At 32.0% G+C, this 25,092-nt stretch carries 13 protein-coding genes; all 13 read left to right on the forward strand.

All coding sequences use genetic code 11. The annotated features are described in order from the left end of the window. The first annotated feature begins 313 nt into the window (after positions 1–313). The 13 genes from OC535_RS10580 to OC535_RS10640 all read left to right on the forward strand — a co-directional run bounded on the left by OC535_RS10580 (position 314) and on the right by OC535_RS10640 (position 24,864). Positions 314–733 (forward strand): 2-thiouracil desulfurase family protein, encoded by a 420-nt coding sequence (locus OC535_RS10580; RefSeq protein ID WP_024721660.1) that lies wholly within the window; start codon positions 314–316, stop codon positions 731–733. Between the two features lie 174 nt (positions 734–907). Next, the gene (locus tag OC535_RS10585) at positions 908–3,988 is read left to right on the forward strand and encodes an ABC transporter ATP-binding protein/permease (protein WP_498823797.1); all 3,081 of its coding nucleotides are present in this window, start codon (positions 908–910) and stop codon (positions 3,986–3,988) included. Positions 3,989–4,377: 389 nt separating this feature from the next. Continuing rightward, the gene (locus OC535_RS10590) at positions 4,378–5,097 is read left to right on the forward strand and encodes a response regulator transcription factor (RefSeq protein WP_498823798.1); all 720 of its coding nucleotides are present in this window, start codon (positions 4,378–4,380) and stop codon (positions 5,095–5,097) included. Further along, on the forward strand, positions 5,094–6,821 hold the full coding sequence (locus OC535_RS10595) for a sensor histidine kinase (RefSeq protein WP_498823799.1): 1,728 nt from the start codon (positions 5,094–5,096) through the stop codon (positions 6,819–6,821). The genes OC535_RS10590 and OC535_RS10595 overlap by 4 nt, the downstream gene beginning before the upstream one ends. A gap of 168 nt (positions 6,822–6,989) precedes the next feature. Further along, positions 6,990–12,269, forward strand: coding sequence for a glycosyl hydrolase family 95 catalytic domain-containing protein (locus OC535_RS10600; RefSeq protein ID WP_498823800.1), 5,280 nt, complete (start codon positions 6,990–6,992; stop codon positions 12,267–12,269). A gap of 180 nt (positions 12,270–12,449) precedes the next feature. After that, on the forward strand, positions 12,450–13,490 hold the full coding sequence (locus OC535_RS10605) for an FAD:protein FMN transferase (RefSeq protein ID WP_024721656.1): 1,041 nt from the start codon (positions 12,450–12,452) through the stop codon (positions 13,488–13,490). Between the two features lie 3 nt (positions 13,491–13,493). After that, positions 13,494–15,044 carry an FMN-binding protein gene (locus OC535_RS10610; RefSeq protein WP_498823801.1) on the forward strand — a complete coding sequence of 517 codons (1,551 nt, stop codon included), beginning with the start codon at positions 13,494–13,496 and terminating at the stop codon, positions 15,042–15,044. A 44-nt stretch (positions 15,045–15,088) separates the two neighbouring features. Further along, positions 15,089–15,514: an FMN-binding protein gene (locus tag OC535_RS10615; protein WP_498823802.1), complete on the forward strand. Its 426-nt coding sequence runs from the start codon at positions 15,089–15,091 to the stop codon at positions 15,512–15,514. 1 nt (position 15,515) lies between these two features. Beyond that, positions 15,516–16,388 carry a 4Fe-4S binding protein gene (locus OC535_RS10620; RefSeq protein WP_498823803.1) on the forward strand — a complete coding sequence of 291 codons (873 nt, stop codon included), beginning with the start codon at positions 15,516–15,518 and terminating at the stop codon, positions 16,386–16,388. A gap of 3 nt (positions 16,389–16,391) precedes the next feature. After that, positions 16,392–16,763, forward strand: a complete 372-nt coding sequence (locus OC535_RS10625; RefSeq protein WP_498823804.1) for a NusG domain II-containing protein — start codon at positions 16,392–16,394, stop codon at positions 16,761–16,763. Positions 16,764–16,773: 10 nt separating this feature from the next. Next, a complete protein-coding gene (locus tag OC535_RS10630; RefSeq protein ID WP_024721651.1) occupies positions 16,774–17,280 on the forward strand; it encodes a Gx transporter family protein in 507 nt (168 codons plus the stop codon). Positions 17,281–17,330: 50 nt separating this feature from the next. Next, entirely contained in the window at positions 17,331–22,406 is a 5,076-nt protein-coding gene (locus OC535_RS10635) for an FMN-binding protein (protein ID WP_498823805.1), read from the forward strand. 148 nt (positions 22,407–22,554) lie between these two features. Continuing rightward, positions 22,555–24,864: a hypothetical protein gene (locus tag OC535_RS10640; protein WP_498823806.1), complete on the forward strand. Its 2,310-nt coding sequence runs from the start codon at positions 22,555–22,557 to the stop codon at positions 24,862–24,864. Positions 24,865–25,092: the final 228 nt, after the last annotated feature.

Here is a 25,092-nt window from a genome sequence, read left to right on the forward strand (position 1 = left end):
CTTTTACAATTATTATGACAAATGATTCAATATCTACTCATTCATTGCTCTAGTACAGGAATAGAGCTTTTATGAGGTCCTTTTGTTTTAGGTGAACAGAATATACTTTTATGGAAATGAAACCATTGTTTTCTAACTCTCGAATATAATACTGCCTATTTGTTTTTGGTGTTCACCAAAACAACAATATATCATAGAATGAAAATTTTTTATTTTCCAAAACTAATATTTATAATTTAGTGATTGTTTTTGTTTTTTTGATATCTTTGTATTATACTAAAAAGGAATTTTTTTAAATGTGAGGTGATTAATAATGAAAGTATTGGTAAGTTCTTGTATATTGGGTAGAAATTGCAAATACAATGGTGGAAATAATCTTAACAGTAAGGTCATCAAGTTTTTAGAAGACAAAGAAGTTATAGAAATATGTCCAGAATTACTAGCAAATATGACGATTCCTCGTCCTTGCGCGGAAATAGTAAAAGGGGTTGTTACAGATATTGATGGTAATAATGTTGATGCTAGTTATCAAAAAGCATGCCAACTAGCATTAGAAAAAATAAAGGATGAAAAAATTGATCTAGTAATTCTCCAATCAAGAAGTCCTACATGTGGAGTTAATCAAATTTATGATGGAAGTTTTACTAATAAATTGATCGCTGGTCAAGGTTTATTTGCCAAAGCTCTTATCCAGGCAGGATATCAAGTTTTGGATGCAGAAGAATTTATTTAATTATGATCAGTAAATAAAAAATGTATAATATTAATAACGTGTTGATAATAAAATATGTGTGAAGATGGGAAGTTAAGTTATTTTAGAAAAAATATAATTTTATATTTGTGTTTATCTTTAGTTTATTTTTGAACCATATAATGTTGATGTATACTAAAAATAGGAGGATGCAATATGCTTCAAGTTAAGAATATTTATAAGGAATATAAAACGGGAAATTTAGTACAAAAAGCATTGGACGGTGTTAGTTTAAATTTACGTGATAATGAGTTTGTAGCAATATTAGGTCCTAGTGGCTCAGGGAAAACGACACTTTTAAATATTATTGGCGGTCTTGATCGCTATGATAGTGGTGATATGATCATTAATGGGATATCTACTAAAAAATATAAAGATCGGGATTGGGATTCGTATCGTAATCATACGATAGGATTTGTTTTCCAAAGTTATAATTTAATACCTCATCAAACAGTATTATCAAATGTTGAACTAGCATTAACGATATCGGGTATATCAAAAGCAGAACGAAAAGAACGAGCTAAAAAAGCGCTTGAACAAGTTGGTTTAGGAAATCAAGGACATAAAAAGCCAAATCAAATGTCAGGAGGACAAATGCAAAGAGTTGCAATTGCCCGAGCCTTGATAAATAATCCCGATATTTTATTAGCCGATGAACCGACAGGAGCACTAGATAGTGAGACAAGTGTTCAAGTCATGGAACTTTTAAAAGAAGTGGCTAAAGATCGTTTGGTTGTAATGGTTACTCATAATCCTGAATTAGCTAAGGAATATGCTACAAGAATCGTAGAATTACGTGATGGTGTAATTCGTTCTGATTCTAATAAGTATGTAGTAAAAGAAGATGAATTAGAAGCACCTAGGCATGAAAATATGGGTAAATCATCAATGTCTTTTTTAACAGCTTTATCACTTAGTTTTAATAACTTGAAAATAAAAAAAGCCCGAACTATCTTAACTTCATTTGCTGGTTCTATTGGAATCATTGGAATTTCTTTAATATTATCTCTTTCTAATGGTGTAAATGAGTATATTAAAACGATTGAAGAAGATACGTTATCAGAATATCCTTTACAGATTCAAAGCAGTGGTATTGATTTGACTTCGATGTTAGTTGAAGAGACGCAGGATAATAATCAAAAAGAAGATGACGAAGCTAAAATCCAGGTTGCACAAATGATTACAAATATGTTTTCAAAGATTGGTTCGAATGATTTAGCATCTTTAAAGACATATTTAGATCAAGGTAATAGTGGTGTTGATAAATATACAAATTCGATAGAATATAGCTATAATGCTGTACCACAAATTTATAGTTCTAATACAGAAAAAATAAGACAGGTTAATCCCGATAAATCATTTTCAGCATTAGGATTAGGATCATCAACAAGTTCCAATAGTATGATGTCAATGATGATGAGTACAGATGTTTTCTATCAAATGCCAAGTAATTCAAAATTATATGAAGATCAATATGATGTAAAGGCTGGAAGATGGCCAAAAAAATATAATGAATGTGTTTTGGTCTTAACAGGAAGTGGGAAGATAAGTGATTTGATGCTTTATACATTAGGATTGCGTGATTATGATGAACTTGATGAAATGATTCGGCAATTTGCAAGTGAAGAAGAAGTTACTACACCTGATGATATTAAATCATATGATTATGATGATGTTTTAGGGACTAAATTTAAACTTGTAGATTCCTCTAATTGTTATGTATATGATGAAACATATGGTGTTTATCGAGATAAAACTGACGATGAAGCATATATGCGCGAGCTTATTAATAATAGTGAAGACTTAACTATCGTTGGGGTCGTCCAGCCAAGCGATGGGGCTAGTGCAACGATGTTAAACAGTGGTATTGGTTATCCAGCTTCTTTAACTACCCATGTTATAGAGCAGGCTTCATCAAGTGAAATAGTAAAAAAACAATTAGCGGATCCGAATATTAATGTTTTTACTGGACAATCATTTGAAAATGAAGAAAATGAACAAAAATTTGATATGCAGTCTTTATTTACCGTTGATACTGAAATGTTGAAAAAAGCTTTTACGATTGATCAAAATAAACTAAAAATAGATCCTAGTGGTTTGGATCTAAGTAATATTAGTTTAGATTTTAATTCATTACCTGCAATAAATATGGACAATTTTTTCTCGAATATAAAAATTGAATTTAGTAATGATCAGTTTACTTCTTTGATGCAAACACTCGTGACAGATTTTCAAAACTATACTACTGAAAATAATTTAACTGATCCAGAAAAAATAACAGAATATTTTAGAACTTATATTCAAACATCTCAAGCACAAAGTCTTATTCAAAAAGAATTGACAAATATTTTACAAGAAAGCGGGCTCCTTGCTCAATTTCAAAACGAACTACAGGTTCAAATCCAAGCAGCAGTGAGACAATATAGTGAAACTTTGATGAAATCACTGCAAGAACAATTAAGCACAGAAATAAATAAACAAATGGGGCAATTGGCAACAAATATGCAAAATGCTATCTCAATAGACACTAATGCTTTTGCTAACGCAATAAAAGTAAATATGAATGAAGAAGATTTATCTGAATTGATGATATCGTTGATGTCAAAAGAAACAACTTCTTATGATAATAATTTAAGTAAGCTTCAATACGCAGAATTTGATAAACCAAGCGGTATAAATATTTATCCTAAAGACTTCGAAAGTAAACAGGAAGTTATTAATATTTTGGATAGTTATAATGAACGAATGGAAAAAATTGATGATAATAAAGTTATTACTTATACCGATTATGTTGGTGCTTTAATGTCATCTGTTACAGATATTATTAATATGATCAGTTATGTTTTAGTTGCATTTGTCGCTATTTCTTTAGTTGTATCATCGATTATGATTGGCGTTATTACTTATATTAGTGTTTTAGAGCGTAAAAAAGAAATCGGGATCTTACGGGCTATTGGGGCTTCAAAGCACAATATATCGCAAGTATTTAATGCGGAAACATTTATTATTGGCTTGCTGGCTGGTTTATTAGGTATAGGAATCACACTTTTATTGTTGATACCAGGTAATATGGTTATTCATCATCTAGCTGGTAATACTAGTCTTAATGCTGCACTACCAATTGCAGGAGCAATTATTTTAATTGTTTTAAGTGTTGTTTTAACGCTTATCGGTGGGTTGATTCCATCAAAAAAAGCTGCTCAAGAAGATGCCGTAACAGCGCTAAGATCAGAATAAACAGGGTTAGATCATATGTAATATATTATTTAATATCTATTTGATTTATATAAAAAGAGGTTTAATAAAAATCTCTTTTTTTACGTTTACCTAAAATAAAGTAATTAATATCGTATTACCTGTAAAAAGTAGTTGAATAATCAAGCAATCATTCTTAATGATAAAATATTTGATTACTTGTTTTACAGGCTTTTTTATCTGATTTTTATAATTAATTATTTATATTTTTAAAGGATAGTGATACAAGCAGTTTTTAAACATTAAGATTAGAAATAAAATGAAATTTAAGGATTTTTTAAGAATTTTGAATATATTCAGTTTATTTTTATCATTCATAATAAAGAAGTACATAAATCATACTGAAATATTACTGAGAAAGGAAATGAGTTATGGAACATGCAATATTAATAGTTGAAGATGAACAGGGAATAAGAGATACAGTAAGCGTATTCTTAAAAAATCAAGGATATAAAGTATTTACTGCCACCAATGGGCAGGAAGGATTAGAAATTATTAATATTAATGAGATTCATCTTGCTATTATTGATATTATGATGCCAGTGATGGACGGGATTACGATGACTTTAAAATTACGGCAAAAATATGACTTTCCAATTATTTTTTTAAGTGCTAAGTCAGAAGATATTGATAAAATTACTGGTTTAAATTTAGGTGCTGATGATTATGTCACAAAACCTTTTGAACCTATGGAGCTGATTGCCAGAGTTAATGCAAATATTAGAAGATATGATCAGATCATGTTATTAAAAAATAAGTCGATTTCTAGCGATAATGATCACCGCCTTATCGTTGGAGGACTTGAACTTGATAAATACACTAAAGAAGTAATCGTCAATGATAAAACAGTTCGCTTGACAGCAAAAGAATTTCAAATTCTTGAATTGTTGATGAGTTATCCAGGGAGAGTTTATTCTGCTGAAGAAATTTATCAGGCAGTCTGGAAAGAAGAAGCAATAAATACAGAAACTATCATGGTTCATATTAGAAAATTAAGAGAAAAAATAGAAATAAATCCTAAAAAACCAGAGTATTTAAAAGTGGTATGGGGAATTGGTTATAAAATTGAAAAAGTATCGGTGAAATTATGATTGTGTTAAAACGAATATGTAGTTTTATTTTTTTTCTTTTGATTTTAGTAATTCTTATTTTATTGTTTAATGATAATCTAAGAAAAGATATTAGTTTGCAAAAACATAAAGAAAAGATGTCTTATTTAAATGAAGATTTTCAATATTTCACACTAGCAATGGCAAAAAAATTAGATCCCGAATATGAAATTTTATTTTTTGATGAAACTATCCCTGATAAGGATAAGTGGCAGATCAGTAATAAATTTTATAACATTATGGATTATACAAAAAGATGTTTTCAAAACGACCATGATTTCATTTATTCAATAAAAAATACAAAAACAAATAAAATCATATCAAATAATATTAATCAAGACGATTTTGATGATAAAAGTAAATATTATTTTTATAGTGTGATGTTTTATGATGAAAATGGGGATTTAAAAAAAGAAGGTAATATACATAATGAGTCATCTTCATATTTTAGCTTAGAAAAACTTTTACGCATCCATTATCGCATGGATAGTCATAGTGATTTTCTTAATAAGATAAAAATTAATCGTCCTAAAAATTTAGAAATAATTTATATTATTTCTAAAAATAAAAAGGTTCCAAATTGTTTTCTGATTAAACTGTGGATAGTTGGCGGATTAATAATAGTTTTAATTGGTTTTAGATATATTCATGTTATTAAAGATTATTTTAAAATGTTCTTTATGGATGTAGAAGATAAATTAAATATGTTTATACAAATAGATTTATTAATTCCAATAAATAAGATGATTTTAAAATATGTAGTTATTAATGCAGGATTTATTTTCATCTTATTAGTAGTTTTAAATAATTATATATTTATATTTGTTTATCTTATTAGTACTTTTTTTTGGTTGGAAAATAAAGGAATGAAGATTCAAAAAGATTATAATCGCTTATTAAAAGCCGCTCAAGAACTGGGAAAAGGAAATTTTGATATGGAGATAGAGGCTGATTTAGGCGTTTTTAATCAGTTAGAGATTGAATTTAATAATATCAAAGATGGTTTTAAAAAAGCTGTTGAAGAAGAAATAAAATCTCAAAATATGAAAAATGAGCTGATTAGTAATGTGTCCCATGATTTAAAAACACCATTAACATGTATAAAAAATTATATTGTATTATTACAGGATGATTTACTTACTGAAAAAACGCGGCATGAATATTTGAATAATTTGAATTTGTATGTAAATAGATTAACTACGCTAATTGAGGATTTTTTTGAAATTAGTAAAATCAATAGTGGTAACATTCAGTTGAATTTAATGAATCTTAATATTATTGCATTGTTAGAACAGACATATACTGAAAGTAAAGAGATTTTAGAAGCTAAAAATTTAATTCTAATAAGAAAGTATGAAAGTACGGATATTAAATTAAAACTAGATGGTGATAAAACCTACCGCATATTTGAAAATCTTTTTACTAATATCGCTAAATACGCGATGATCAATAGTCGTGTCTATCTTGAAGTTAAAGATGATGTCAATAAAATAGTGGTTGAATTTAAAAATATCTCGGCTACACAGATGAATTTTACAGCTGATGAAATCGTTGAAAGATTTGTTCGTGGCGATAAATCGAGGCATGAAACTGGCAGTGGTTTAGGATTAGCGATTGCAAAAAGTTTTACTGAAGTTCAAGGCGGGGAATTTAAGATCGATATTGATGGGGATCTATTTAAAACTATTATCTGCTTTAAAAAATAAATGAGGGGTATTTTATTATTGAATGTATTGAAAAAATTACTCACTTTCTGGATATCGTTTGTTTACATTAAAAATGTATGATTAAATGATAATAGATATGTAAAAGCTACATTTTTAGTGCGGATATGGCTTTATATATGATTTGAAAAAGGAGAGCAGAGATAGGAAATGAAAATTAAGAAGAAAGCAGCGGAATTATTTAAAGTGCTTCTTGCTGGGGTTTTGATATTAGTTTGTTTGCCGCTAGGAAATTTACAAGCTAAATCAGATTTTAAAAGTTTGTCTGATTCTAAAACTGTTAAAGAAGCATTAAAACTTTATTTTGATGAACCTGTTAGTCAAGGAACTTTGATTCCAGGACGTGAAGGTGGTTTTGGGACAACTGAAGAAGATAACCGCTGGCAACAGTTAAGTTTACCAATTGGTAATTCTTATATGGGCGCTAATGTTTATGGTGAAATTAGTAGAGAGCATTTAACTTTTAACCATAAAACATTATGGACGGGAGGTCCTAGTGAATCGCGTCCTAATTATAACGGTGGAAATATTGATACAGTGGGAAATCAAGCGATGGCTGACTATGTAAAAAGTGTTCAAGATGCTTTTTTAAGTGGTCAGGATGCTTCTTCGTTATGTAATCAAATTATTGGATTGAAAGAGGGCTATGGAGCATATCAGTCTTTTGGTGATATTTATTTAGATTTTAATTTAAGCGGTGATGTTGAAAATTATCGTCGTGAACTTGATCTAAATACTTCACTGGCAAGTGTTGATTTTTCATTAAATGGTACGGATTATCATCGTGAATATTTAGCAAGTTATCCCGACAATGTAATTGCGATGAAAATTATGGCTAATGATAAGATGAATTTTGAAGTATCATTCCCAATTGATAATGACACAACGACTGCATTACAAAAAACGATAGTTACTACAGCAGTAGATAACAAAATTACAGTTAGTGGTCAAATGAACGATAATCAATTAAAATTAAACGGACAGTTAAAAGTATATCCTGTAGATGGCAGGGTTGAAGCCAATGGTGATTCATTAATGATCAAGGATGCTAGTGAAGTACATATTTTTGTTAGTGCTTCGACTGATTATAAAAATGAATACCCAGCTTATCGTACCAATGAAACCGATGCTCAGTTAAATGAGCGTGTAAGCGATGATATCGATAGGGCTTATCAAGCTGGCTATGAAAAAGTAAAAGAAAACGCACTAAATGATTATCAAGAGATATTTAATCGAGTTGAATTAAATTTGGGACAAAGTGTATCTGACAAACCTACGGATACATTATTAGAAGCGTATAAAGATGGCAGCGCTAGTGAAGCCCAACGTCGAGCTTTAGAAACGATTTTATTTCAATATGGTCGATATTTACAAATTGCTTCTTCAAGAGATGGTGATTTACCAGCTAATTTACAGGGCGTATGGAATAATCGCGTTGGTGATGAAAATCGTGTACCGTGGGCTAGTGATTATCATATGAATGTTAATCTACAAATGAATTATTGGCCTACTTATGTTACTAATATGCAAGAGTGTGCGACGCCGTTAATTGATTATGTAGATTCTCTTCGGGAACCGGGAAGAGTTACAGCTGCAACATATTTTGGGATCGTTAGTGACGAAGCAAATCCGGAAAATGGCTTTACAGCGCATACTCAAAATACGCCATTTGGCTGGACTTGTCCAGGTTGGGCATTTAGTTGGGGCTGGTCACCAGCAGCAGTGCCATGGATCTTACAGAATTGTTATGAATATTACGAATATACGGGAGATCTTGAGTATTTAGCTGATAAGATTTATCCAATGCTTAAAGAAGAAGCAAAATTATACCAGCAGATACTTAGAGAAGATCCAGTGACGGGAAGAATGGTTACTGTTCCTGCGTATTCACCAGAACATGGACCATATACAGCCGGAAATACATATGAGCAATCATTAGTATGGCAGTTATTTAAAGATGCTGTTGAGGCAGCTAAAGTATTAGGCGTTGATCGTGATTTAGTGGCTCAATGGCAAAACTTACAAAGTAAATTAAATCCAATTGAAATTGGTGATGATGGACAAATAAAAGAATGGTATAACGAAACAACCTTAGGAAGTGTCAGTGGCAGTGATCGTAAACATCGTCATATGTCACATTTATTAGGATTATTCCCTGGTGATTTAATTAGTGTTGATAATGAAGATTATTTAAATGCTGCTATTGTCTCATTAAAAGATCGTGGTGATGACGCTACCGGCTGGGGAATGGGACAAAGATTAAATTCCTGGGCTCGTGTTGGTGATGGCAATCACGCTTACGACATTATTAAAGCCTTCTTTAAAAGCGGAGCTTATCCAAATCTTTGGGATGCTCATGCCCCATTCCAAATTGATGGTAACTTTGGATATACTGCTGGAGTTGCAGAAATGTTATTACAAAGTAATATGGGATACATCAATATGTTGCCAGCTTTACCAGATGTTTGGTTGACAGGACATGTTGAAGGACTAGTAGCTCGTGGTAATTTTGAAGTATCTATGGATTGGTCAAATAGTAATTTAACGAAAGCGTCAATATTATCTAATAATGGACAGAGCTGTTCACTTCAATATCCTAATATTTCTAAAGCAACGTTAAAAGATACTGCTGGAAACATTATTGATTTTGTTAAAGAGAATGATAATAAAATTACTTTTAATACTGAAAAAAATAAAGTATATATAATTGAAGATATACCTGAAAAACCAGTTAAAGCTCCAGAAAATGCGATGGTTTATAGTGATGGAAAAGTAACATTAGTTACTTTTGATGATGTTGCAAATGCAAATTCATATAATATATATCGTAGTGATGATAATGAAACATATGTAAAAATTGCAACAATTAAGACAACATCATTTAATGATACTTATCATCATGGTGCCAAATATAAAGTGGCTGCGGTTGTTGATAGTGGTGAAGGCAAAACTACAGCTGTTTTAACTCCAGTCGATATTGGAAATATCGAAAAGATGGATGATCGCGATAATTTAATTACTTATACAGGCAGCTGGGGTGACTGGTTAGATAGTGGTCAATATTTAGGCACTGAAAAATACACGTATGCCAACGAGGATACGATGGAATTTTATTTTTCTGGTACCGGTTTAAAAGTTATTGGAATGAAAGCTAATGACACGCACACTTTCGATCTATATATTGATGATCAAATAGTAGCTAGTGATGTTGATACTAACAGCTCTCAAACTATGCGCCAACAGCTGTTATTAGAAATAACCGATTTAGAAGAGGGCATTCATAAAGTGAAACTTGTTGTAAAACAAGCAAAAATTTCTTTAGATGCTTTTGAAATTATTCGTGCAGTCCCACCGACTGGTCTTACGATCATATCATCAAGTGATGTAATTAATTTAAATCAAACTAATACAATGCAGCTGCAGGCAAAATATCTACCAGCAGGTGCTAGTGGTAATGAAGTTACATGGAGTGTAAAAAATGATTTAGATTTACCTTCAAACATTGCCAGCATTAGCGATGAGGGGTTATTAACTGTTGATCATGTTGGTAGAGTTGTTGTTTGTGCAGTTGATAAAATTAATCCAGAAATAAAAGCTGAAAAAACAATTACAGTTACTAAAGCTGTAACTACTACTAAATATGATGATCGCGATAGTTCAATTACATATATCGGCAATTGGAGTACTTGGGATGAAGCTAAACATGAAAATGGGACAGTAACTGAATCAACAACAAAAGATGTAAGTTTTAACTTTGATTTTAAGGGAACAGGAATAGCGTTATATTTCATGAAACTTGAAGCAGCGGGCGGTTATGCTGGAGCTAATATTGAGGTAAAGATCGATGGAATTTCAAAAGGATTGTATTCTACTTTTACGACAGTCTCTGGAAGTGAACCAAAATCAAACGTATTTGAAGATCTAACGTTATCAAATGGTAATCATACAGTAGAGGTAATTGTAAGAGATTGTCCAGAAAATGCCCCAGCTGGATCAAGACCAAAAGTATCTTTTGATTATTACCAAGTAACAAGCGGCAGTCAAGAAGAAACTTTAGATTATCATAATTTAGCTCAAGAAATAATAAAGTTTAAAGAAACTGATTTATCTAAGTATTTTATAGAAACGGTTATGAATTATCAAGAGGCATATGATCAAGCAGTGGCAAGATATCAAGTAGCAGATAATCAAGAAGAGATTGATATGCTTACACAATTATTGATATCTAGATTTAATGCATTGATTGATAAAAGTGAATATAAAGAACAATTAAATGATTTGATTATTTTATGTAATGAAAAAGATTTAAGTAAATATGAAGAGACTAGTGTTGAAAATTTAAACAACGCTTTAAATGCTGCAAAAATCATTTATCAAAACTTAGAAGCATCTAAACAAGATGTCGATGATGCCATTAAGAATTTAAATGCTGCTATTGAAAACTTAATAGAAAAAGTAATTAAAACTAATAAATTAGCATTATCAATAGCTGTTGAAATGGCAAATAATATAACTGAAGAACAGTTAGTTAATGTTGTTCCAGCTGTCGTTAATGAATTTAAAGCAGCATTAGATGAAGCAACAGTAATCTTAGCCGATGATAGTGCCAGTCAGGAAACTATCAATGCTTCATTTGCCCGCTTATCAGTTGCGATGCAGATGTTGGAATTTGTAAAAGGTGATAAGAGTGCTTTAGAAGCTTTGATCAATGAAGCAAATAGTTATGTAGAAGAAAACTATATTCCAGATTCATGGATGGCATTTAAAGAAGCCTTAGAAGCAGCCAATGCAGTAATGAGTGATGAAAATGCAATGCAGGAAGAAGTAGATCAAGTATATAATGATCTTCAAGTTGCAATTGACAGTTTAGTTGAAGTTAAAAAAGTAGATAAGACATATTTAGAGGCAATGGTAAATAAAGTATTGAGTTTAGATGAAAGTAAGTATATCGAATCATCATGGCAGGTAATGTTGCCAGTATTAGAAAATGGACAAACAGTATTAGCAGATGAAAAGGCCAGCCAGGAGGCTGTAGATACAGCTTATCAAGCACTAACAAAAGCGTATTTAGAGTTAAGATTGAAACCAAATAAAGAACTATTACAAGAACTGATCAATCAGGCAAAGGGATTAAATAGTACAAAATATAGTGCTAAGACATGGGATATAGTAATTGAAACATTAAATAAAGCACAGCTTGTCTTAGATGATCCTGAAACAAATCAAGAACAAGTAAATAATGCTGTGAATAAATTACAGCTGGTACTTAATAATTTAGATATCGATACAGTATCAAATAAATCTAATGATGTATCTAAAAAAGCAAGTACTGTTAAAACTGGGGATTCAAGCGTGATAAATCAATGTTTTGCAGTGATGTTCTTTACTGGAGTAGTAATAATTTTAAAAAGAAAAAAAGTTAATAGATAATGATTTTAAGGACTGTTGATAGTAAAATTCAACAGTTCTTTTTTTGGGGAAAAATAAATAATCTGCAAAGAAATAATAAATTTTTATCGAAAAAAGTAAAATAGTTACTTGACACATCAATATTGGAGTGATAGTATGTCAGTGAAAAAAAGTTAGTTAAAGCTAACTATGGGAGGGTATATGACAAAGAAGAATATAATTACTTATTTAATACTAGGATGTCTGATTTTTACAGGGTGTAGTGGTAGATCAGCAACTGAGGATGATACCGCTCAAGAACCTGTTAGTGAAGATGTTTTTGCAATGGATACCTACATGACAGTTACTGCATATGGAAAGAATGCTCAAAACGCAGTGGATGAAGCAGTTGATGAAATTGAGAGACTTGATGCATTGTTATCTACAGGAGATAAAAATAGTGAAGTATCTTCTTTAAATGACAATGGAGGCGGTAAAGTATCTGATGATACTGAATATTTAATAAGTCGTTCTTTAGATTTGTGGAAAGAAACTAATGGAAAGTTTGATATAACGATTTATCCAATCATGCAGTCATGGGGATTTACAGATAAGAATTTTACAGTTCCAAGCAATGAAGTATTGTCCCAGCTTTTAACGTTAGTTGATTCTTCAGCAATAAAATTAAATGAGAAAAAATCTACCGTTACGTTTGAAAAAGAAGGATTAAAAATTGATCTAGGGGGAATTGCTAAAGGCTATACTTCATCACGGATCATGGATATTTTTCGTAAAAATGGGGTGACTAAAGGATTAGTTAGTTTAGGTGGAAATGTCCAGGTTTTAGGTAGAAAAACGGATGATGATCTATGGCGCGTTGCCATTCAAGATCCTGATGGCACAGATTATTTAGGAGTATTGCAGGCTGAAGATTGTGCGGTAATTACTTCTGGAGGATATGAGAGATATTTTGAACAAGATGGTGTTACTTATCATCATATCATTGATCCTGCAACAGGATGTCCTGCTAATAATGGCTTGAAATCAGTTACGATCGTAAGTGAAGATGGGACTTTAGCTGATGGTTTATCGACTTCACTATTTATAATGGGTAAAGATCAAGCAGTTGATTTTTGGCGAAAACATAATGATGAATTTGATATGATCTTAGTAGATGATAATAGTACGATATATGTTAGTGAAGGCATTGCAGAGCATTTTTCTAGTGATAAGGAAGTACAGATTGTAAAGAGAGAGGGCTAAATGATGAGTGATTATAAAAAGGTAACTGCTTTTGCACCTTTGATTGCGACAATTATTTTGGGTGGTTGTATGGCAATCACAGTTGTAAATTATGTTGCTCCAACATATGAAATAAAAGCCGGTGAAATTAAGGCTGCAGATGATAATAAGCAAGAGGAAAATAATGTGATTGCTGTTGGAAATTTTGATTTGGCTGATGGAGTTTATCGCGGTGTTGGGACTGGTTTTGCAGGAAAAATAACAGTTTCAGTTGAAATAAAAGATAAGACGATCACAGCTATCAATGTTTTAGAAGTTGAAGCTGATGATGCGGCTTTTTTCAATCGTGCTAAGGGCGTAATTGATAAAATTATTGCATCACAAAGCTTAGATGTTGATGTAGTGTCTGGAGCTACTTATAGTTCTAATGGAATTATCAGTGCTGTAAAAAATGCTCTTACAGGCGAAAGTGATGATAATACGGTTGCTAAAACAAACAGTTCATCTAAAAGTACAGTTTTAGATAAAGTAGATGATCCTAAAGCATATCGTGATGGAACATATTATGGAACGGGTACTGGTTTTGGTGGAAAAATTACAGTTCAAGTAGATATTTCAGGTGGAAAGATAGCCGATATTAAGATTACTGATCATAGTGATGGAGCTAGTTATATTCAAAAAGCCCAGGCTATTATAACAAATGTTATTGCAACCCAAAGTACGAATGTTGATACAGTATCTGGAGCTACATATAGTTCAGTTGGGATCATTGAAGCAATAAGAAATGCGTTGAGCCAGGCTGCTGTTCAAGGAACAACGACTGTTGACACTAATCAAAATAATAATAGTAATAGTGATGTTAGCGCACCAGCAGGAACGATTCCGTATAATGACGGAGTATATTATGGAAGTGGTGAAGGTTATATGGGAGATATTTCAGTAGCTTTAGTTCTTCAAGATCACACAATTAAAGCAATTTTAATTACTGATGTTGAGGCTGATGATGAATCGTTTGTAGAACGCGCTAAAGCAGTGATTACTAATGTAATCAAACAACAAAATACAGATGTTGATGTAGTATCTGGAGCAACATTTAGTTCTAATGGAATTTTAGAGGCAATCAATAATGCTCTTAATGAGGCTAAAGAAGCAACTTATGGCAAACCAGATACACCAAGTGAACCAGAAGAACCGATCATTCCTGACAACCCAAATGAAGATGTATTATATAATGATGGTGAATATACAGCCCAAGCTTTATGTAATCCTGATGAAGATGAGGATTTTGAAGCATATACTATTTCTTTAAAAATAATTATCAAAGATGGTAAAATTGCAGCTGTAACAGATATTCAAGGTTATGGTGATGGATATCTTGATGATAATGATAGTTATATCAATAGAGCTGTTAATGGAACCAGCAGACTTCCAGGAGTCGTTGCACAAATTATTGAGAAAAATGGTACTGATAATATTGATATTGTATCTCGAGCAACTTGTTCTTCAAAATCGATTATTGAAGCATGTACTCAGGCTTTAGAAAATGCTAAACGTAAAGCAGAAATTGAAAATTAGTAAGAAAGAGTGTATCTGATAAAATGAAAAGTTTTGTGATAAAAGTGATAAATTTATTTTTGATCGTAGGTATAGTTATTGGCTATAATGTTTTGCTGGAATTTAGGAATAAAGATGATGAAATTGCTAAGCTGAATGCCCAGTTGCAAAGTCTTCAATTGACAGTTGGTACAACTAGTGATGGAAGTAGTCAAACATCAGATTATAAAGATGGAACTTATAGTGGTGAAGCTCAGGGATTTGGTGGAATGATTGAAGTTGAAGTAGTGGTCAAAGATAAAAAGATAACTAATATTAATATTAAATCAGCTGATGGTGAAGACAGTGCTTATTTAACGATGGCTAAAGATATTATTGATGATATTATCGATAAACAGTCTAGTGATGTTGATACTATAAGTGGAGCGACATTTAGTTCTACAGGAATCAAGGATGCTGTAGCTAAAGCTTTAGAAAAGGCGGTAAATTAGGATGAAAAAGTTAGATTTAAATAACATGTCTAAAAAAGATTTAAATAAGATTCATACTTATTTAAGAGCGGTTATTCAACTATTATACTTCATTTTTATTCCTTCTGTATACACAGCTGCTTTTGCAGGTGTAAAATATGTTTTTACACAAATTGGTACTGGGGATAAAATTGGTTTAACTTCATTTACTACGATTTTAATTGTTGTTTGTTTATACACGATTGTTTTTGGACGCTTTTTCTGTGGTTTTGCCTGTGCTTTTGGAACTCTAGGCGATGCATTCCATGCCCTTTATATCAAAGGGTGTAAAAAATTAAAAAAGAAACCAATTTCGATAAGTGATGCTTTAGCTAAAAAATTAATTTGGATCAAATATATTATCTTAGTCGCAATAGTTGTAGCTTGTTTTGCAGGGGTTTATCGTGTTACAAATGGTTACAGCCCTTGGGATGTTTTTTCAATGATTCATGCTGGTAATTTAAAATTAGGGGCATATATTCCGGGGGTCATAATCTTATTATTGATTATAATTGGAATGCTGCTTCATGAAAGATTTTTCTGTAAGTTTTTATGTCCTATGGGTGCTGTATTTGCCTTATTACCAGTACTGCCATTTTTCTCATTGCGACGTAATAGGGAAAGTTGTATCAATAGATGTTCAGGCTGTACAAGAAAATGTCCTTCAAATATTGAATTACCAAGTACAGGTTCTTTAGAAACATCAGGAGAATGTTTTCAATGTCAAAAATGTATTGATATTTGTCCTAAAGGTAATGTTCATTGTGGAATCAAGGAGCTTAAAGGAAACGAAGTATTTTTTACGATTTTTAAAGCATTGTTATTAATGTCATTGCTTTTTTGGGCAGGAGTTTAATGAATGAAAAAAAGAGATATATATCTAGTTTTAGTTTTGCTTATTATAGCGGTTGTAATGTTTGTTTTTATAAATATGTCTCATCAAACAGCAGGTAATCGTATCAGGATTACAATTGATGGTGAAGTTTATGGTACATATTCTCTAGAGGACGATCAAACAATCGAAATTAAAGAAGATTTAGGAATAAATACTGTCCAGATAAAAGATGGTAAAGCAAAGATGATTGAAGCTGATTGTCCTGATGGTTATTGCATGGATCAAAATGAAATCAGTAGAGAAAATGAGACAATCGTTTGTTTACCACATAAATTAGTTGTCGAAGTTATTTTAGAAGATGAAACTGGTAGTGAAATAGATGGGATTTCTAAATAGGAGGGTAAAAATGAGCAGAAAAGTGACTTATGCAGCAATTTTAGTTGCTCTAGCAATGACTTTTAGTTATATCGAGGTGTTGATTCCTATAAACGTAGGATTACCAGGAATGAAACTAGGATTGGCTAATTTAGTGGTGTTGATTGGTTTTTATATTTTAAAACCGCAGGAAGTATTCTTTATTTCGTTAGTTAGAATACTTTTGATGGGATGTTTATTTGGTAATGGGCTTTCATTAATGTATAGTTTATCTGGTGGAATCTTAAGTTATCTTATTATGCTGCTTTTGAAGAATATTAAGGGATTTTCAATCGTGGGGATAAGTATTGCAGGTGGTGTAAGTCATAATATTGGACAAATTTTGGCTGCTATCTTGATCATTCAAAATAATAAGATTATTTATTATTTACCACCATTAATGATTGCGGGAATAATAACCGGAGTTTTAATTGGCTTTCTTGCTAAAAGGATTCTTCCTACAGTTAGTAAAGGAAGTCAAAAAATATTAATTAAATAGTTAGAAGTTTCTAACTATTTAATTAATATTTTAAGAAAGAGGAGAGAAAAATGGAAGACAAGAAGAATTTAAACAAGCCGTTTGCTGTCATGATGGCATTTACAATGTCATTGGGACTTACCCCAACATCAGTCTTTGGAATAGGTGCTAATGATATTGTAAAAGATGGCACATATCAAAGTACCCAAAGAGTTTTGCGGACTCAAGAAGACGATGAAAACGAGGAAGAATGGGGAGAATATGATATTACAGTAAACTTACAAGTAGAAAACGGTAAGTTTGCTAATGTCAATGTTACTACTGGAAATGATTTTGACAGTGAATCAAAATCTTACTTTGATAAAGCTTACAGCAAAAGCAAAGGATTTAAAACACTGATTGAAGGAAAAGATGCAACTACAGCTACCATTGAACAATGGGACACTGTAAGTGGCGCAACACGGACATCTACTGCCATTAAAGCTGCTGCTTTAAAAGCTTTAGAAAATGCCGAAAAAGCATCAACAGTTGATACTGAGGAACTTTCAAATGAAATTTCAAAAGCAGAAGCTTTAGTAGAAACTAATTATACTGCTGAATCATGGGCAACATTACAAGAAAAATTAACTTTAGCTAAACAAGCGTTAGAAGCAAAAGAATCACAAGAACAAATTACAAAAGCAACTGATGAATTGGCAGCAGCTATAGATGCACTTGTAAAAAAATATCCTTATATTTATGGAACAGTAGATCTATCATATGCAGATTTCTATTACGGTGAATTAAACGACGTTGAAGCTTCATCAACGATGGATCTAACAGCAGCAGATAAAGTAACAGCATCTAATTATCGTAAAGATGGTATGTATGATGCTGTAAGTAGTGCAACAACAACTAAATCAACTAAATTTGGAGCTACTTATTATACACAAAGTGATTCAGGTGTAGAAATCGAAGGATTAAAAGATGTTAATATCGCTGTACCAGAATCTTTATACAACGCTGCTAAAGAAGCAATCAAAGAAGGTAAAGGATGTAACAATAAGTTGTTGACAATCATCGAAAATATGACAGTGACTGATACGATCCCAACAGAATATAAAGTATTAAACGGTGATGGAACATTAGGAGCAATGGTTAGTGAGACTGTCGTAGATAATGAAGCAACAGCAGAAATTGCTACAAATACAACTTGGGGACATTATCAAATCGATATCGAATCAGAATATTTACCAACAAGTGATAATATGCAAGGTGTAGTAGTTGAAACATCAGATGGCAAGAAATATGGAATGGAACACTTAGAAAATCTATGGTTGAGAAGTGGAGAAATCGCTTTTGCAGTAAAAGACGGATTCAAAGTTCCTCAAGGTAATGCGATCGATTATCTAAGACATGAAGAATTACAAGGAAAAACAATCACAAAGATCACATATCTGATCAAAGATGCTCCAGATCTAGTAATCAATACAAACTTATTATGTAAGAAATTATTAGATGAAGAATATCAGGCAACTGGAAAAGATGCGGTATATGAAGATGGTGTAAATGTGGCAATGAGTATAAAAGCACCAGAAGGAAGCAGTTATAAATTGACAGAAGTAAGCTATAAAGGAAACAGCTTAGTTGCCGGAACAGATTACAAATATGAAAACAATGTCTTAACAGTATATAAGACAGCTAATACAGGAATTGGACAATATACATTGACATATACAGATGAGTCATATGAAGATATGACAGCAAATGTCATCTTAACAGCTGGATATAACGAAGGAGACGTAAAACTAGTAGACAACAAATTAGTATTACCAGAAGGATTAGATGTAGCGACATATTTAAGCAGTATATCAGGAATCAGTGTAAATGGAACAGCATTAAAAGGAAACAATCTAGGGACAGCAGTATTCAATGAAGATGGAACAGTAAATTTTGATGCAAAGATAACTTCAAGAGGAAATACGACAGTAGTCTTCCCAGATGCTGGTACAGAATATGTATTAGATGTTCAATCAATCGGATATCCATCAGTATCCGGAACAGTTACTTCACCTGAAAAATATGTATATGGAACAGTAAATCTACCATATGCGGATTTCTACTACGGCGAATTAAACGATGTTGAAGCTTCATCAACTATGGATTTAGCCGCAATTGATAAAGTAGCAACTTCAAATTATCGTAAAGATGGTATGTATGATGCTGTAAGTAGTGCAACAACAACCAAATCAACTAAATTTGGAGCTACTTATTATACACAAAGTGATTCAGGTGTAGAAATCGAAGGATTAAAAGATGTTAATATCGCTGTACCAGAATCTTTATACAATGCTGCTAAAGAAGCAATCAAAGAAGGTAAAGGATGTAACAATAAGTTGTTGACAATCATCGAAAATATGACAGTGACTGATATGATCCCAACAGAATATAAAGTATTAAACGGTGATGGAACATTAGGAGCAATGGTTAGTGAGACTGTCGTAGATAATGAAGCAACAGCAGAAATTGCTACAAATACAACTTGGGGACATTATCAAATCGATATCGAATCAGAATATTTACCAACAAGTGATAATATGCAAGGTGTAGTAGTTGAAACATCAGATGGCAAGAAATATGGAATGGAACACTTAGAAAATCTATGGTTGAGAAGTGGAGAAATCGCTTTTGCAGTAAAAGACGGATTCAAAGTTCCTCAAGGTAATGCGATCGATTATCTAAGACATGAAGAATTACAAGGAAAAACAATCACAAAGATCACATATCTGATCAAAGATGCTCCAGATCTAGTAATCAATACAAACTTATTATGTAAGAAATTATTAGATGAAGAATATCAGGCAACTGGAAAAGATGCGGTATATGAAGATGGTGTAAATGTGGCAATGAGTATAAAAGCACCAGAAGGAAGCAGTTATAAATTGACAGAAGTAAGCTATAAAGGAAACAGCTTAGTTGCCGGAACAGATTACAAATATGAAAACAATGTCTTAACAGTATATAAGACAGCTAATACAGGAATTGGACAATATACATTGACATATACAGATGAGTCATATGAAGATATGACAGCAAATGTCATCTTAACAGCTGGATATAACGAAGGAGACGTAAAACTAGTAGACAACAAATTAGTATTACCAGAAGGATTAGATGTAGCGACATATTTAAGCAGTATATCAGGAATCAGTGTAAATGGAACAGCATTAAAAGGAAACAATCTAGGGACAGCAGTATTCAATGAAGATGGAACAGTAAATTTTGATGCAAAGATAACTTCAAGAGGAAATACGACAGTAGTCTTCCCAGATGCTGGTACAGAATATGTATTAGATGTTCAATCAATCGGATATCCATCAGTATCCGGAACAGTTACTTCACCTGAAAAATATGTATATGGAACAGTAAATCTACCATATGCGGATTTCTACTACGGCGAATTAAACGATGTTGAAGCTTCATCAACTATGGATTTAGCCGCAATTGATAAAGTAGCAACTTCAAATTATCGTAAAGATGGTATGTATGATGCTGTAAGTAGTGCAACAACAACCAAATCAACTAAATTTGGAGCTACTTATTATACACAAAGTGATTCAGGTGTAGAAATCGAAGGATTAAAAGATGTTAATATCGCTGTACCAGAATCTTTATACAATGCTGCTAAAGAAGCAATCAAAGAAGGTAAAGGATGTAACAATAAGTTGTTGACAATCATCGAAAATATGACAGTGACTGATATGATCCCAACAGAATATAAAGTATTAAACGGTGATGGAACATTAGGAGCAATGGTTAGTGAGACTGTCGTAGATAATGAAGCAACAGCAGAAATTGCTACAAATACAACTTGGGGACATTATCAAATCGATATCGAATCAGAATATTTACCAACAAGTGATAATATGCAAGGTGTAGTAGTTGAAACATCAGATGGCAAGAAATATGGAATGGAACACTTAGAAAATCTATGGTTGAGAAGTGGAGAAATCGCTTTTGCAGTAAAAGACGGATTCAAAGTTCCTCAAGGTAATGCGATCGATTATCTAAGACATGAAGAATTACAAGGAAAAACAATCACAAAGATCACATATCTGATCAAAGATGCTCCAGATCTAGTAATCAATACAAACTTATTATGTAAGAAATTATTAGATGAAGAATATCAGGCAACTGGAAAAGATGCGGTATATGAAGATGGTGTAAATGTGGCAATGAGTATAAAAGCACCAGAAGGAAGCAGTTATAAATTGACAGAAGTAAGCTATAAAGGAAACAGCTTAGTTGCCGGAACAGATTACAAATATGAAAACAATGTCTTAACAGTATATAAGACAGCTAATACAGGAATTGGACAATATACATTGACATATACAGATGAGTCATATGAAGATATGACAGCAAATGTCATCTTAACAGCTGGATATAACGAAGGAGACGTAAAACTAGTAGACAACAAATTAGTATTACCAGAAGGATTAGATGTAGCGACATATTTAAGCAGTATATCAGGAATCAGTGTAAATGGAACAGCATTAAAAGGAAACAATCTAGGGACAGCAGTATTCAATGAAGATGGAACAGTAAATTTTGATGCAAAGATAACTTCAAGAGGAAATACGACAGTAGTCTTCCCAGATGCAAGTGCAGAATATGTATTAGATGTTCAATCAATCGGATATCCATCAGTATCTGGAACTGTAGTTTCACCAAAAGATGAGCCAGTTGATGAAATTGATACAGCAGCACTACAATCTGTTATTGAAAAGGCAGAGGCATTAAAAGAAACAGATTATACTGCAGACAGCTGGTCAACACTTCAAATAGTTCTTGATGAAGCTAAAACAATTTTAGAAACAAAAGAATCTCAAGAATCAGTTGATAATATTGCAAAAGCATTGCAAAGTGCAATCGATGCTCTAGTAAAAGCTGATAATGGTAATGATTTACCATCTGGTGATATTACAAATGGTAATAATTCATCAACACCTTCTCCAGATAATTCAGGTGACAAAACAGATTCAAATGATCCAAAAACTGGTGATCCAGCTAGTATTTGGGGATGGATGAGTCTAGCGATTTCTTCATTTGGAGCAAGTGGACTTACATGGAAAGTAAGAAAATCAAAACGAAATGAAGAAAAATAGTATACACGGATAAACTACCTAGATTTAGGTAGTTTATTTTGTTAGTTTTTTATAACAAAATATCATGTTTTTATTGACAATATGGGGAGGTAGTAATATACTTATTGTTAGCTTAAGCTAACTACAAAATAAATAGTGAGGATTGGATATGAAAAAAATTATACTTTCTTTATTTTTAGCTATGGTTGTGATGTTACAACCAGCTGCAAGTATGACAAAAGTATATGCAGCTAATGATGAATATATTATTGATGATAACAGCTATAATTTAGATACTTATTTAGGCTGGTCCAATAATGCATCAATTATTAAAGTTAATGCTAATTTAACAGGTGTTGGAACAACGACGATTGGCTCTGATGTTGAACAATTATTAGGCTGGGCAAAAAACTTTTTTGAAGATAAAGCAATGCAAAGAACAATTAGAGATGTTCGTGGTGGAACAATGAAATTTGGTGCTAATAGTAATGTTCTTGTAAGAAATATTACATTTGATATTGATAGTGGGCTTTTGATTGAAGAAGGAGCAAATGTAGTGTTCGAATCATGTATTTTTAGTCAAACAGTTACTAACAATGGAACAGCAACTTTTACTAATTGTACATTTGATACCGGAAAAATCGAAAATAACGGCTCAGCAATATATGCTGGAACAACTGTTGAACCAGAAAATATTGGAAACGCCAAACCATCTTTTATTCCTTTAAATCTAACAATGTTGTCAACATCTTTAAAAGATGGTGTCAAAGGGCAAGCATATTATGATTCTTTATCATATGAATTAACGGGAACAAACAGTGATCAAGCTTCATTAGAAATTAGTATTTTACCTAATACTAACGGATTAGAGGCAAGTGTTGTTGATAATAAAATTGAAATTACTGGGACACCAGTAAATACTGGGGATTATACTGTTAATATTAAAACAATATCTGATGATGAAAGAGATGTATCTATTGAAAAAACAGTACCTTTAAAAATTAATGACAAGTTATCATTAACATTAGAAGGTTCTTTAGATGCTGTAACTGTTGGACAAACAGGATACCAATGTTATCTAACTCCTTATGTAATAGAAGGAACTGATAAATTGGATTACTATAATTATCAAAATAAACATTCAGGAGCAAAATTATCTGTTTCTATTTCTCCAGAAGGAAGCGGAATGAATGTTATTAATATTAATGGTACAATCGCCGTTTCTGGAACGCCAGAAAAAGCTGGGGTATATACTGTTCAAGCTACATTAACTGATCGTGGACAAACTGTAGTATCTAATCAATGTCAATTACGTATTTATGTAGATGATCAAACTTTACAACAACGTTTTGATGCATTAGATCCAACAATTACTTCATGGGATATGGAACCATATGAAATTTCTAAATGTGCTGATAGTATCGTACCAGTTAATTTAACTAATATTTATGGTTCACATGAATCTGGTTTATATGGAATCATTGGTAATAATCAAGGATATGCTTTAGAAACTTTAACGATACCTGCAGGATGTTCTGTAACTATTGAAAACATGAAAATATATTCAAGTGTAAAAATTATTGTTGAAAAAGGCGGTAGTTTACATTTAAAAGACTCTGTTGCTTTTGGACCAGTTGAGGTTAATGGTGGAACGTTTACAATGTCACACTCTTCAGCATTGACAGATACTTTAACCTTGAATGAAGGCAGTGTTTTAAAAGATGCTCAAATTATTTCAAATAGTCGCTATTTAACAGATGGTGCTAATAAGCCAGATAATTTGAATGTTGTAATTGTAAATGGAAGAGTAACTGTGTCAGGTACTAATACTATTCAAGGCGATGATGGCAGTGGTACATTACCAGGTCAAAATGCTATCTTAGTTAATGGAGAACTTATTATTGAAGAAAATGCTATTTTAACTGCTACTGGTGGAGGAGAAGATATTTTTTATCCATCAGTTCAAGGTGGTAATGGTGTTGTATTAAACGGCGGAATTATTTCTGGTTTAGGGACATTAATTGCTAATGGTGGTTATGGTCATTATGGTGATGGCGGTGATGGAATTACTGGTTATGGTAAGATAACAGTAGCTAATCTTGAAAGTAACGGTGGTGATAGTTTAGCTTTATCACCAAATGATCGTAAAAAAGGTGGCGATGCTGTTGGTGAGAAAATAATAGTCACTACTAAAAATGTAAAGCTAACGGGAGGTAGTGGAATTCCTTCTGGAACTGCAAAGATAACTTTAACAACAGATCCTGATTCAATCAAGCCTGATTTGAAGCCAGCACCTGAGCTAGACAATAATGAACCAGGTACTACTGTATCTGGTGCTAGTAATAATAGATTAGGAGATTTACTTGATAATCAAAATGCTGCTGTTAAAACAGGTGATGATTTAGGATTATGCAGTTATGTTATTGCTCTATGTGTTTCATCAATTCTTTTAAAAAAGAAATTTTTAAAAACTAATTAGCTTATATTACCCGATCAACTTTAAAAGTTAATCGGGTTTTTAAGTAAATTTATCAAAAATGTATCAAAAATAATACAATTTTAATTATCTATATTGATAGTAAGCGTTTTCAATGATAATGTATTATGTGTAAAAGTTGTTTATAGTGTGTAACTGGTGGGGCAGGCATTAACTATACTAAAGTCATATAAGGATTTTTTATCTTTATATTATTTTTTGTGTGGTTAA

The organism is Clostridium sp. Marseille-Q5894 (genome assembly GCF_946902305.1).
In the GTDB taxonomy this organism is placed as follows: domain Bacteria; phylum Bacillota_I; class Bacilli_A; order Erysipelotrichales; family Coprobacillaceae; genus Thomasclavelia.